Source organism: Arcanobacterium buesumense, from assembly GCF_012563545.1.
In the GTDB taxonomy this organism is placed as follows: domain Bacteria; phylum Actinomycetota; class Actinomycetes; order Actinomycetales; family Actinomycetaceae; genus Arcanobacterium; species Arcanobacterium buesumense.
The window spans coordinates 1281765-1294254 of record NZ_CP050804.1 but is presented as its reverse complement, the minus strand read 5'-3'; the positions used below and the strand labels follow the sequence as shown (position 1 = coordinate 1294254).

At 47.7% G+C, this 12490-nt stretch carries 14 protein-coding genes; 6 read left to right on the top strand and 8 right to left on the bottom strand.

Features of this window, described 5'->3' with window-relative positions; genetic code table 11:
- Window position 1 precedes the first annotated feature (1 nt).
- Window positions 2-355 carry a NifB/NifX family molybdenum-iron cluster-binding protein gene (locus HC352_RS05995; protein ID WP_247645173.1) on the bottom strand — a complete coding sequence of 118 codons (354 nt, stop codon included), beginning with the start codon at window positions 353-355 and terminating at the stop codon, window positions 2-4.
- Between the two features lie 256 nt (window positions 356-611).
- On the opposite strand from HC352_RS05995, the gene HC352_RS05990 reads away from it, so the two are divergent.
- From HC352_RS05990 to HC352_RS05980, 3 genes are read left to right on the top strand one after another with little or no spacing between them, the layout of a single operon-like run.
- On the top strand, window positions 612-1421 hold the full coding sequence (locus tag HC352_RS05990) for a transporter substrate-binding domain-containing protein (protein ID WP_168918031.1): 810 nt from the start codon (window positions 612-614) through the stop codon (window positions 1419-1421).
- Window positions 1421-2089: an amino acid ABC transporter permease gene (locus HC352_RS05985; protein WP_168918030.1), complete on the top strand. Its 669-nt coding sequence runs from the start codon at window positions 1421-1423 to the stop codon at window positions 2087-2089. Before HC352_RS05990 ends, HC352_RS05985 begins: the two co-directional genes overlap by 1 nt.
- Window positions 2089-2835, top strand: coding sequence for an amino acid ABC transporter ATP-binding protein (locus HC352_RS05980; RefSeq protein WP_168918029.1), 747 nt, complete (start codon window positions 2089-2091; stop codon window positions 2833-2835). The genes HC352_RS05985 and HC352_RS05980 overlap by 1 nt, the downstream gene beginning before the upstream one ends.
- Window positions 2836-2942: 107 nt before the next feature.
- Here the strand turns inward: HC352_RS05980 and HC352_RS05975 are convergent, their stop codons facing one another.
- The 4 genes from HC352_RS05975 to HC352_RS05960 are packed head-to-tail and all read right to left on the bottom strand — an operon-like array spanning window position 2943 to window position 6182.
- Complete coding sequence (locus HC352_RS05975) at window positions 2943-3755, bottom strand: hypothetical protein (protein ID WP_168918028.1); 813 nt, start codon at window positions 3753-3755, stop codon at window positions 2943-2945.
- On the bottom strand, window positions 3755-4423 hold the full coding sequence (locus HC352_RS05970; protein WP_369801229.1) for an ABC transporter ATP-binding protein: 669 nt from the start codon (window positions 4421-4423) through the stop codon (window positions 3755-3757). Before HC352_RS05970 ends, HC352_RS05975 begins: the two co-directional genes overlap by 1 nt.
- Window positions 4424-4460: 37 nt before the next feature.
- Window positions 4461-4838: a GntR family transcriptional regulator gene (locus HC352_RS05965; RefSeq protein WP_168918026.1), complete on the bottom strand. Its 378-nt coding sequence runs from the start codon at window positions 4836-4838 to the stop codon at window positions 4461-4463.
- A gap of 60 nt (window positions 4839-4898) precedes the next feature.
- The gene (locus tag HC352_RS05960; RefSeq protein WP_168918025.1) at window positions 4899-6182 is read right to left on the bottom strand and encodes an LssY C-terminal domain-containing protein; all 1284 of its coding nucleotides are present in this window, start codon (window positions 6180-6182) and stop codon (window positions 4899-4901) included.
- A gap of 174 nt (window positions 6183-6356) precedes the next feature.
- On the opposite strand from HC352_RS05960, the gene HC352_RS05955 reads away from it, so the two are divergent.
- The 3 genes from HC352_RS05955 (at window position 6357) to HC352_RS05945 (ending at window position 9179) form a co-directional block, all read left to right on the top strand.
- Window positions 6357-7316, top strand: coding sequence for a metal ABC transporter substrate-binding protein (locus HC352_RS05955; protein ID WP_168918024.1), 960 nt, complete (start codon window positions 6357-6359; stop codon window positions 7314-7316).
- A gap of 226 nt (window positions 7317-7542) precedes the next feature.
- Window positions 7543-8313 (top strand): metal ABC transporter ATP-binding protein, encoded by a 771-nt coding sequence (locus HC352_RS05950; RefSeq protein ID WP_247645172.1) that lies wholly within the window; start codon window positions 7543-7545, stop codon window positions 8311-8313.
- The gene (locus HC352_RS05945; RefSeq protein WP_168918022.1) at window positions 8310-9179 is read left to right on the top strand and encodes a metal ABC transporter permease; all 870 of its coding nucleotides are present in this window, start codon (window positions 8310-8312) and stop codon (window positions 9177-9179) included. Before HC352_RS05950 ends, HC352_RS05945 begins: the two co-directional genes overlap by 4 nt.
- Here the strand turns inward: HC352_RS05945 and HC352_RS05940 are convergent.
- From HC352_RS05940 to HC352_RS05930, 3 genes are all read right to left on the bottom strand, one after another.
- Window positions 9151-9804 carry an HD domain-containing protein gene (locus tag HC352_RS05940; RefSeq protein ID WP_168918021.1) on the bottom strand — a complete coding sequence of 218 codons (654 nt, stop codon included), beginning with the start codon at window positions 9802-9804 and terminating at the stop codon, window positions 9151-9153. The genes HC352_RS05945 and HC352_RS05940 overlap by 29 nt on opposite strands.
- A 71-nt stretch (window positions 9805-9875) precedes the next feature.
- A complete protein-coding gene (locus HC352_RS05935; RefSeq protein WP_168918020.1) occupies window positions 9876-10706 on the bottom strand; it encodes an energy-coupling factor transporter transmembrane component T family protein in 831 nt (276 codons plus the stop codon).
- Window positions 10699-12483, bottom strand: a complete 1785-nt coding sequence (locus tag HC352_RS05930) for an ABC transporter ATP-binding protein (RefSeq protein ID WP_168918019.1) — start codon at window positions 12481-12483, stop codon at window positions 10699-10701. The genes HC352_RS05935 and HC352_RS05930 overlap by 8 nt, the downstream gene beginning before the upstream one ends.
- Window positions 12484-12490: the final 7 nt, after the last annotated feature.

Below are 12490 nucleotides of genomic sequence, written 5' to 3'. Positions count from 1 at the left end.
CTTAATTATTGAGTATCTCGACGGCAGTTAATGCACCTTGCCGGGCGTCGCCACTGATATTGACAACTGGACGAACTCCGAGTTTAGTGAGCGTATTAACCATAGGAGCGCCCATGTGACCAGTAACCACTGCGGTAATTGCATGCTCACGCATAAACCTCACAATGCGCGCGTGATGAGTTCCTTCAGGGCCTTGTCCATGTAACAGGTTCCATCCAACCTCATATTCGTCCCACGAGGTGATAGCTCCATCGACAATATGGGCTACTGCCATTGTTTGAGCTTTGCCCAGTCCAGACCCCACACGATCTCCAATAATATTGATTGCGATGTTCATGTCATTACTACGTATCATGGCTCTCATTATAAGCTCCATGTTGACAGCAGGCCAGAAGTAACTTGAAAATTAAAACATGTATATTTTCGGACGAGCATCTTCGAGTGTCAACACGCTAGTTATGGCGATAACGCCATGTTCTAGTTGCTGTTGCTAATAAACAAAATCTCCCTAACATGTTCGTTTCTACGAGTGTGTCCGAAAATTTTTCATCGTTCGTTAAGTTATTGGCTCATGTGTGCCGATTGCTGTTGTTTGTCAAGGAAAGTGACCTATGTCTGTGGCCAAAAAAATCAGTTCCCTCGTTATTGCAACACTCGCATTGGCAGCCTGTACGGCTACAAGTGAGCCGTCGTCGGGACAACTATTAAAACAAACACAAGAAACTCACACCCTCGCCGTCGGAACTGAAGGAACCTATCGTCCCTACTCATACACGGATAATCACGGAAAACTCGTTGGAATTGAAATAGATATTATGAAACTTCTAGCTGAGGATCTTGGTGCTCAGGTGGAGTTCACTGTTGCTCCGTGGGATGGTTTAATCGCGGGGGTGGATGCCGGAAAATACCCGGTTGTGATTAATAATCTTGCTGTTAGTGACGAGCGTAAAGCTAAATACGACTTCACCATGCCCTATACCCGTGATGTCGCAAAATTCGCGGTGCGTAAAGACTCTCCGCTAACTTCAATCAATGACCTCACCACACAGACATCAGCTCAATCAACAACCTCAAACCTCGGGATGCTAGCCAAAGACACATTTGGATTGCCAATCGTTCCAGTTGATGGCTTTGTACAAGCAATTGATCTTGTCACTGCTGGTCGAGCTGAAACCACTTTAAATTCATTAGTCACATTCAAACTTTATGAAGAAAACAATCCAATCTCGAATATAAGATTACTCGATGGTGAAGTGGAAACTCCTGGCTGCTGTTCAATCCTTGTAAAAAAGGGAGAAGATAATTTTGTTGCCGAGCTTAATAAAGCAATTCAACGCCGACTAGCTGATGGATCGATTGCTAAAATCACCGAAAAGTATGTTGGCGAGGACATCTCCGCTCACTCTCAGGTAGGTGAATAATGATTCATGCTGTGCAATTATGGGCGCAATCGTTACCAACGCTCTTAGCTGCAACCATTACTGTTACGATACCGTTAGCAATCATCTCATTCATTATTGCCCTGATTATCGGAAGTATTGTTGCCGTTGTTCGTTTCGAACGCATTGCAGTGCTTTCACAGATCGGCGCGTTGTACGTGTGGATTTTTCGAGGAACTCCGCTACTTGTTCAACTATTCATCGTCTTCTATGGTCTGCCTCGGGCTGGAATCGTACTCGATGCTTGGCCAGTTGCGATCATGACGCTGGGTCTTAACGCTGGTGCCTATACTGCTGAAGCCTTGCGTGCAGGCCTGAAAGCTGTTCCACGCGGGCAATGGGAGGCGGGGCAGTCGTTGAATCTTACCCACCGTAAGATCCTTTGGCATATCGTTGCTCCCCAGGCATTTCGAATTTCTATTCCGCCGCTGTCGTCAGATTTCATTGATCTCGTTAAAGGAACGTCTCTCGTATCATCAATCACCTTGGTTGATGTCTTCTTGCGCAGCCAACAGTTAGCAGCTATTACCTTCGAGCCGCTGTTGCTCTATGTAGAAGTGGCAATGATTTACCTCGTCATTAATTCTGTCCTCACTGCGGGCCAGCATGCGCTCGAAAAGCGAACATCGAAGTATGTGGAGGCACGCTGATGTTAAAGGTAACCGATTTACATAAGACTTACACCAGTAAAGATGGCGAACCAGTGCGTGCGCTAGATGGCGTATCGATCAATTTTGATCCACAGCAAACGACGGCGATTATCGGTCCGTCAGGTTCTGGAAAATCAACGCTGTTACGTTCGTTGAACCTGCTGGAAACCCCCGAACTCGGCACATTGACAGTTTCCAACCGAGAAATTGATTTTTCGAACCGACTCTCTACAGAAGATAAGCACGTGGTACGGGCGCATTCAGCGATGGTCTTCCAAGATTTCCAGCTCTTTGCACACTTGAGCGTGCTTGACAATGTCACGTTTGGTCCGATCCGCGCGTTAAATATTCCGCGCGCGCGGGCCGTGGAACAAGGTCGTGAACTGTTAGCCAAGGTTGGGCTAGCCGGGCGCGAAAAAGCCTATCCGTATCAGCTTTCTGGCGGGCAAAAACAGCGGGTTGCTATTGCCCGAGCGCTTGCTATGCAACCAGAGTTTTTATTGTGTGACGAACCGACGTCGGCGTTAGACCCAGAACTAGCGGCAGAAGTACGGTCTACGCTTCAAGATGTGGCACGTGGTCAAACTGCGTTAGTGTTAGTCACTCACGATATGGGGTTTGCGCGCTCGATCGCAGACCGCATCGTCTTCCTTCAAGATGGAAAAATCGAGTACGACGGCGATGCCCAAGCGTTCTTCGCTGCGCCTACTGCGCGCATCGAACGGTTCTTGGATTTGTTCTCATAAACTTTAGTCAAACACGAGTTCGGTGGCTCAGTAATAGGTGATGTTACTGAGCCACCAAGCTTGTTAGAGGAGATCGAGGTTAAGATGCCTCGTTGGAATGGACGGGCTTAGCGCAACGACGTTCGAGCAATAGCTCGAATCCCGAACCAGACTAAGACGATCGTAAGAATCGGCAAGGTGATCAGTAAACCGATGCCAAAGAGTTCCGGCTGGGTATCAGTTTGAATCGAATGCACAATGCTCGGCAACATCGATTCCCATGTCAAGGACAGATCAGAGATACGTACCGATAGTGGCAACAGCAGGGTACCGACTGCACCCACGGCCTGATTGGCTAGGTAGAGCCCAGCAAACCCAATAGCGATATTCGACGCCGTCGAGCCGGAGAATCGGCCCAGCGCGCTAATACTCAATACCGCAGCTCCTTGGAGGATAATATTGACCAAACCGAGCACGATATAGAGTAGGGCGGCCACAACCAACCAGGTAGGTTTGCTTTGGAGATATTCCTTATATGGTTCGAGAAAATCACCCAATGACATATCGTTTTCCCACGCGTTACTCAACGCCAGTGCCAAGAGCACAAGCAAGGTAAAACCGAGGGCGCGCATTTCAACAAGGAATGCGAAGAGCGTTTTTGCCCAGAACAATTCACTTGGCTTTGCCGGAATAGTGTGCGTGAAGTAGCCACGCTCGCCAGACATCGACTGCCAGTATTCGGCTCCCAGCCCAATCATAATCACTACCGGTGTGCCAATCGCCGTCGCCACCATCGTGAAATAAGAAAACGCAGTTAAGCCTGGAATGTGTGGCAAGGAGACGACGAAGGAAACGATAGCGATCAAGCTAGCCGTCAGAAATGTTGAGCTCAACCAGCTCTTTTGCGAGGTGAACTCTTGACGAAGAAGTAGCAAAAACATCAGTTCAATCCTTTCCGGCAAATACTATCGAGGGAGATTCCATATTCCTCACGCAGATCGTCAACGTTGACGTAACGGGCAACCTTGCCGTTGTTAATGAGGATGACGTCGTCGAGAATCGCTTCGACGTCGGCAACTAGGTGCGTGGAGACCACCATGAGTGCTTCGGGGCTGAAGTCGCGCAAAATACCGTTCAAAATCGTGGTTCTCGTTGCCGGATCAACACCTGAGATAGGCTCGTCAAGCAAGTAGATATCGGCATTTCGTGACATTGTGAGCGAAACTTGAACCTTCTCGTTCATACCCTTCGACATTTCTTTAAGTTTCTGATCCAAGGGCAACTCGAAGTAGTTGAGTAGATCATGGGCTTTACGGATATCGAAATCGGTGAAGAATCGAGCATACAGTTGGCATGCGTCAGCAGCAGTCATCGATTTGTTTAAGAACTGTGCGGATGGCAAGAAGGCGAGACGCTGTTTTGTTTCTGGGCCGGGTGCATATCCAGCAATACTAACTGTGCCTTCCCAATCGGAGAGCACGCCAGCCAAAATTTTCATCAAGGTTGTTTTACCTGAACCGTTATTGCCGATTAGACCAATAACTTTTCCAGGATGTAAATCAAGCGAAACATCGTCCAGTGCGGTTGTCGATGAGTAACGTTTGGTCAACCCTTCTATGCGAATAAGGGGTGTGGTCGGTTCCATCTCATGATCCTTCATGTGTTGCTGAAGCGTTCCAGCGCTCGCGAATAAGCTCAATGGCTTCGTCGATGCTCAGGCCGAGATTCGCCATCGTTGTCACATGTTGGCTGGTTGCTTGACCGGCTAACTCGGATCGTTTGTGGGCGATCGTTTGCAGATCGGTTGTCACGAAGCGACCTTGTGTGCGCTCAGTGGTGGTGAGGCCTTCGTTATCGAGTTGGGCGAGTGCGCGTTGGATTGTGTTGGGGTTGACTCCGGCGTCCAGTGCTAGCTCGCGGACGCTGGGAATCTTTGATCCTGCCGGCCATTTTTCAGTCACGATGTTGTGGCTGAAGGTGTCAACCAGTTGGATCCAGATGGGGCGAGAGTCGTCGACTGACATATTCACCTCTGTGTTGCTGTATTAATACACTAATACAATAACATGAGGTGATGGGAATGTCTATTGTGGATGCGCAGCGAATTCATTTCTTTCGGTGGCCTCTTTTTCGCTGACCCATAGTCGAACTTTCTCATCCGAAATAGTCACGAGTACCAAAACAGTTAATGCGATGATGGTGAGTGGTTCTTCATTTCCATGTGGTGCATAAGATGTAGCAAGTAAAAGACTAAAAGCCAGTATCGCAGAATGTCCCATGAGAATAAACCATGCCCATCGTCGTCGTAAAAAAGTAAAAACGAGGGCAATGAATAAGGCAATTGATATCGCAAAATTGAACCAGGCGTAAGCCTGCGCATTAAGAACAGAATTAATGGTCGACAAAAATAGTATGGCAACTAAAATTGTGGAAAAAGCTAATGGGATAGGTGGGATGGCATGAGAGTGGTGTTGACTTTGCGGGAGCTGGTAGTGTGTGCGGTTGATTGACCCGGTAACGTCGACGACGGGGAGATGCCCATCAGTTTCCACCAAATCCCCGCCACCGTTCCAGGCTTGGTAAGCGGTAGAGAAATTTTCAATGACACGAACTTTGTTTTCGGGATCGGCATAACGCAAGGTGTTAATGACATAGTCGCGTTCCGCGTCAATGTCAGCATCGATTTTATGGGTAACTTGCAAGGTGAAGACGTTTAAACCAACTGATCGATCGTAAGTTGCGGCAGCTAACCAGCCGACTTTTTGTCCGCCGGGTAATAGCCAGCCATCCGGGACATGCCAAAAGCGAATATGGTGGCGCTTGGCAGCATTTCCGCCAACTTCCTGTTGGAAAGCGAATGTCTGTTTGCGGCCAAAAAGCTTCAAAGTGGAAACTGGGGCAGAGGGATATGGGCGGCGGCGCAAAGTAGACATCACAATGCCGATACTGGAGCGTACAGTAATGGGGTCAGCTTCAATCCATCCCGCATGTTGCATTGCGCTACGAATGTCATTGGCATCGCCGTCAAAAGCTAGGTTGATTGGATCGCCCAACACGCCATCGGTTGTTCGGGTGCGGCCGATGAAATAGTCGGGCACATAAAGATAAGTAAAAATTTGATGGAGGCGGGGGAGAACTAAATAGGTTAAAACCGCCCAGAAAACAGCGAGGTTAAAAAGCCATGAGCCTTGTGTGATGCGCAAAGCGATTAAGATGATCAGCCACGCGGCGCACAAGAGAGCGAAGATGAAGATGATACCACCGATGATTTGGCTGAGAGAGCGGCGGGTGGCTGCTGGAACTTCGATCTCGCGTGAAGAATAGATTGGTACTTGGGTAGGGATTGGATAATGCTGTGAAGGACTCATGGTGCTAGGCTTTGCTGTGTTGAGGTAGGGAATAAGGTAACTCCCATTCTATAGATCATTAATCTCGTTTTGTTGTTAAGTGGCTTGAGGGGATTGTGTTACGTGATGAGTCAGACACAAAGTTCGCCATGGCGAACTTGTGAGGGTGGCCTAAGCGTACTTAAGATAATGAGTATGAATATCAAAAAGATCACGCGCATTATCCCAGCGCTCGTAGCGAGTTGCGCTCTCGCTCTCACCGGGTGCTCATCTTCAGAAAAGCCAGCGATGGGTTCCAAGGCAATGGACTCAACCAGTGATTCTCAGACCGGTGACAAGCCGGTTGTGCTAACAACCTTCACTGTTATTGCTGACATGGCGAAACAAGTTGTTGGCGATAAGATGACGGTTCTGTCTATCACTGAACCGGATGCTGAAATTCACGATTATCAGCCAACACCGGCTGACATTAAGAAGGCAGAGGGGGCGAACGTTATTCTCAATAACGGTCTTGGACTAGAACGTTGGTTCGAGCGTTTCGTTGCTGATGTCAAGGCGCCACATTTTGACTTGTCTGAAGGTGTTGAGCCAATTGCGATCGCCGAAGGTGATTACGAAGGCAAGCCAAACCCACACGCATGGATGTCGCCAGATGCAGGTCAAGTCTACGTCGATAATATCGTCAAGGCGGTATCGTCTATCGATAAGAACAATGCTGATTTCTACAAGGCCAATGGCGAAAAGTATAAGAAAGAAATCGCTAGTGTGAAGGAAAAGATGGAAACCGAGCTCGCCTCGATTGCGCCGGAGCATCGGGCACTTGTGACATGTGAAGGTGCTTTCTCTTACCTAGCACGCGATATGAAGCTTACTGAAAAGTATCTCTGGGGTGTGAATGCTGAAGGCGCATTGACTCCACAGCGTATGTCTGATGTAGAGAACTTTGTCAAGGATTCCCAGATTCCAGCCGTTTTCTGTGAGTCGACTATCGATAACAAGATGCAGCCAGTTGTAGAAGCAACAGGAACTCCATTCGGTGGCATCCTCTACGTTGATTCACTTTCCGAAGCTGACGGTGATGTGCCAACTTACCTTGACCTTCTGCGCTATGATGCAGAGACTATCACCAAGGGTTTGACTGGAAAGTCGAAGTAAAAACAGACATGTGATAGACATCTAATTACATCGATGGCCGGAGCGTGAAAATCTTAGAAATCACGTTGCGGCCATCGATTTTTTCGCTAGGAAATTGGCGATTTTGTAAGCGTAAATGGTCAAAGTTCGGTGCGGCAAAGAGTTGAATAAGTCATAGAGAAACTACAACCTTTTGTGCGCTAAACTGAGATAAGTGTCCAGCGGCGAGCTGGATAAAAGACCGTTGGTGAGGATAGAAGTGGATCCACAAGCATCAGTACTAGACGTGCGTGACCTGCATGTCTCATATGGCGATGTCCAAGCACTAACCGGCGTCGATTTCTGTATTGGTCAGGGAAGAATTTGCGCCATCGTTGGAATGAATGGGTCAGGAAAATCTACATTTTTTAAGTCCATTATGGGGCTCGTTAATTATCAACAAGGAGAGATTATTATTTCTCAGACGTCCTCGCTTTCGGCGCGTAAATCTGGAAAAGTGGGTTATGTTCCGCAAAATGAAGAAATTGATACGCGTTTCCCCCTTTCCGTTTATGACGTTGTGATGATGGGGCGTTACGGCCTTATGGGGGCTCGGCGTAAACCGACAGATGTGGATCGTCAGGCCGTTGCCGATGCGCTTGATGTTGTCGGTCTGACTGGTATAGAACAGCGTCCGATCGGTGCCCTGTCTGGCGGACAGCGTAAACGAGTATTTGTTGCTCGTGCCGTAGCGCAGGGCGCAGAACTTATGCTTCTCGATGAGCCGTTTGCTGGTGTTGACTATACATCTGCCTCGGTCATCACCGAATTACTCCGGAGTCTGGCTGACAAGGGAACAACGCTATTAGTTTCTACTCATGATCTATCAACTATCCCAGAGTTTGCTGATGAAGTGGTACTACTTAACCGTCAGATTGTGGGACGTGGAGATCCACGAGAAACGCTAAGTTCAAATAATTTATCCCGGGCGTTTACGGCACCTGCTGGATACTATGCGGATAAGGGAGAAACGAAATGAGCTGGCTGTGGTTTTATGACACGTTCATTGAAATGTGGACGCATACATTTATGCTTCGAGGCTTTGCAGTGACGATTCTCGCGGCAAGCGTGTGCGCTTTGTTATCGTGCTGGCTGGTCCTTGTAGGGTGGTCGCTGATGGGAGATGCGCTTTCGCATGCCGTGGTACCGGGGATTGTGCTGGCATATATTTTTGGTGCGCCGTTTTCAATCGGTGCGTTTATCGCCGCACTGATATGTGTGGCAATGATAGGCGTGATTCGTAATGGATCTGGGCTTAAAGAAGATACGGTGATGGGTGTTGTTTTTACGACGATGCTCGCACTGGGCCTTGTTTTGATATCGGTTTTCCCTAGCCATATTAATTTGCACCATGTTATTTTCGGTGACTTATTGGGTATTACTCAGGCTGATCTACTCCAGGTAGTCATTTTGGCTCCGCTTGCCGCTATTATCGTCATCGCTAAACGTAAAGATTTAACATTGTTTGCGTTTGATCCGGTACATGCAAGCGCGATTGGATTATCAACAAAACGGTTATCGGCTTTGCTTTTAACATGTTTGGCGATGACTGTTGTGGTTGCGATGCAGGCAGTAGGCGCTATTTTGATCGTAGCGTTATTGATTATTCCCGGCGCAATTGCATTTCTCATGACTGAATCATTTGATCGTATGTTGTGGATTGCGCCGTTAATGTCTGCGCTGAGTGTGACTATCGGTATTTACTCCTCGTATTGGTTCAACATGGCCTCTGGTGCAACTGTGGTGTTGGTACATGGAATTGTTTTCGCAATTGTTTATGTTCTTTCGCCACGAGGGCTAAATATTAGCCGAATGTCTACGGCTCTCCATTCCATTCCGCAATAAACTGTTCGACGAATACGCACATTCGCTTATTCCGTAACTCTCCGATTCTTTTGGCAGCTTGAGTGTTGAGTGAATCGGTTAGTTTGAATAGCTTTTCGTGGAAGTGATTGATTACCGTGGAGTGTTCTCGATAGTCATTTTCGTTGGTGAAATCGCGTGGAGCGCGCGCTGGATCATATAGATCATCACCGAATTTCCCGCCGTAATAGAAAGCACGACCAATACCGATAGCGCCGATAGCATCGAGCCGGTCAGCATCCTGGACGATTTGTCCATTAATGGAAAGTGGCTGGTGGGTGATGAGGTTTTTTGAAAACGACATGTTGCTAATAATATGGAGAATTTCCGTTATTTCTGCGCCAGTTAATGCTTGAGTATGTAAAAACTTTTCCAGGTCATTACGGGCCTGTACCGGATCTGCAACAACTTTGGGATCAATAACATCATGGACGTAAGCAGCAATAAGAATGACCCGTGGATTCATGCCTTCTGCTTTAGTGTCAGCAATAATACGCTGACACAAGCTGACAACACGGTTAATATGGTCTAACCCGTGGCCAGATCGATCCGAGTTGTATATCGCATATGTATAGTTTTGTATAGCTGTAAGATCAATGGTGCTCATAGATACTCCCAATCAGCATGTGTTGCCAGCCCATAGCCACAACATATGAACCATCTTATCTGATGTGCATATCAGATGAAGGGATTCCAAAACCTTCCGCCGTTGACGAACTGGAGCCAGATAGCAAGACCAACAATAGCCAGTGACGCAAGGATAATAAGCCAATCTGCCAGCTGTAGGGAGCGATACGCCCACCAGGTGCGTTTCTTGAGGCTGCCAAAACCACGCAATTCCATTGCTGCCGAAGTTGTTTCGATCCGGTCTAGCGATCCGAAGAGTAAAGGCATAAGAACAGCGAGTAGATTCTTGGTTCTCACACGTAAGGGGGCTTTTCTCGAAGCATCAAGACCGCGTGCTTGTTGGGCAGTAGATATTGTTCCGTAATCGCGTTGGACATCTGGAATATATCGTAAAGCGAGGGATACCGAATAGGCATAGCGGTAGGGAACACCGAGGGAATTCAGTGAGGCGGCAAATTCAGGTGGTGGCGTGGTTGCAATAAACAGTAATACGCCAGGCAGAACTGCGAAATACTTTAGTGTCACTAAGGACTGGTAAAAGAGTTGCTCCCAGGTCAAAACCCATCGTCCCGGGCCAGCGAGAATAATATGTTCGGTACTGAAAAGAGAAACACCATAACTCGGTGAAAAGATGTAGATAAGAAGGTTATTCAGCATCATAAATGTAACAATAATAATGAGAACAACTTTCAAATCGCTTAGCCGTACTCGAGACATAGTCCATAACACTATCGATAGGAAAGATAGTCCGAGTAATAGACGGGCATCAAAGGTGAGCATCGCTGCCACCACAAGACTGATAACTAGAACGAGTTTTGCGGTGCCAGTAAGGCGATGGAGTGGGCTGGGACGATCAATATAGCCAAGGACTGCTTTAGCCACGCGATTTTTCTCCTGATTCTGTGCCAGTCAAACGCTGGAAAGCGGCTTGTTTACGGACTTGGCGATCAACATTAACAAAAGCTTGTACGAAAGCAGAGGTGTCTAAGTAGTTAACCAGACGGGCAAGTTCGTATAGGCCGGTTGTGACAATATCAGCATCGAATGTCACGTTAGCATTTGTTAAGACGTTAGCCGGGGCGTCGTCGGCAATAATTTGGCCATTGGACATAGCCAAAACACGGGAAGTATATTCCAAAGCAAGGTGCATATCGTGGGTGATCAGAACAACGGTAGTGCCAGTCTCGTTGATCTGAGCAAGGAAATCCATAAATTCGGTATAGTGGGCGAAATCTTGTCCCGCAGTTGGCTCGTCGAGGATCAAGATGTCTGGTTGCAGAACGAGAATAGCGGCAATTGTTACGCGTTTCTTTTGCCCGTGGCTCAGAGCTGAAATAGGCCAGTTTCGGAATGGCCATAGACCACATATTTTCAGCACGTCATCACGGCGTGCGGTGCATTCATCATCTGCAATACCGCGGGCTCGCATACCAAGTTCAATCTCTTCGATAATAGTTGGTCGAGACAGCATTTGAGCTGGTTCTTGAAGCACGAAACCTACATGCTGGCCATGTTCCGCGATTGACCAGCTGGCAACAGAAGTGCCGTGAATTTTAATATCGCCGGTATCAGTTGGGAGAAAACCACAGATAGCCTTAGCGAGCGTTGATTTTCCGGCACCGTTGGACCCAACGATAGCAATCATTGAACCACTGTTTATTGTGGTTGACACATGTGACAAAATACGTTGCGGACCGTTATCGCCGGAGTATGAGACAGAAATATCTTCTAAAGAAATAGCAGGTGTTTTTTGTGGTGTAGCTGGCTGGGGATGAGTCCCATGAGCGTCAGCCCACGCTTGAACAGTTGTTATGTCGTCAGGTGATAACCGGAGTGAGTGTGGATTTGCTGGCCGCATATCGGCAGTGATATTAACGCCAGCATATTTTAGTGCGGAAACGTGTAGCGGTGGGCGAATGCCATGATCTTCGAGCAGTGAAGTGGAGAGGAGCTCATCAGGAGTTTGAATAGCAATAATCTTTCCGCCATCCATCAAAACGATTCGGTCAACGGGGCGGTGAAGAACGTCTTCAAGGCGATGCTCGACGATGAGAATGGTTTTGTTGTGAACAGTGTGGAGTTCATCGATCAGTTCAATGCTGGTACGCCCGGAAGCCGGATCGAGCATAGCTAAAGGTTCGTCAAATAAAAGAATATCGACGTTATCAACAAGAACCCCAGCCATAGCAACGCGCTGTTTTTGTCCACCAGATAATTCTTGGGGTGCGTGGGTAAGGAAATCCTCCATCCCAACGATGCGTGCTGTTTGAGCGACGCGAGCAGGCATTTCTCGAGTGGGAACTTGTTGGTTTTCTAGGGAGAAAGCGATATCGTCAGCTACTGTTAAGCCAACGAATTGCCCTGATGTATCTTGGAGTACGGTACCGACATGTGCCGAAATGTCGACTAATCGAACGGCTTGTGGATCAAGGCCAGCAACAGTAATATCACCAGTAACAGTGCCAGAGAAGTAGTGTGGGACTAGTCCGTTGATTAACCGGATAAGAGTAGACTTCCCCGATCCAGATGCACCAACGATCGCAACTTTTTCACCAGGAAATATGTCGAGATTAATATTGTGCAAGGTAGATGCCGATTGTGCTCGATACTGAAACGTAACGTCACGAAGAGAGATAATCGGTTGGATCGGAGGAGTCATTTATTGT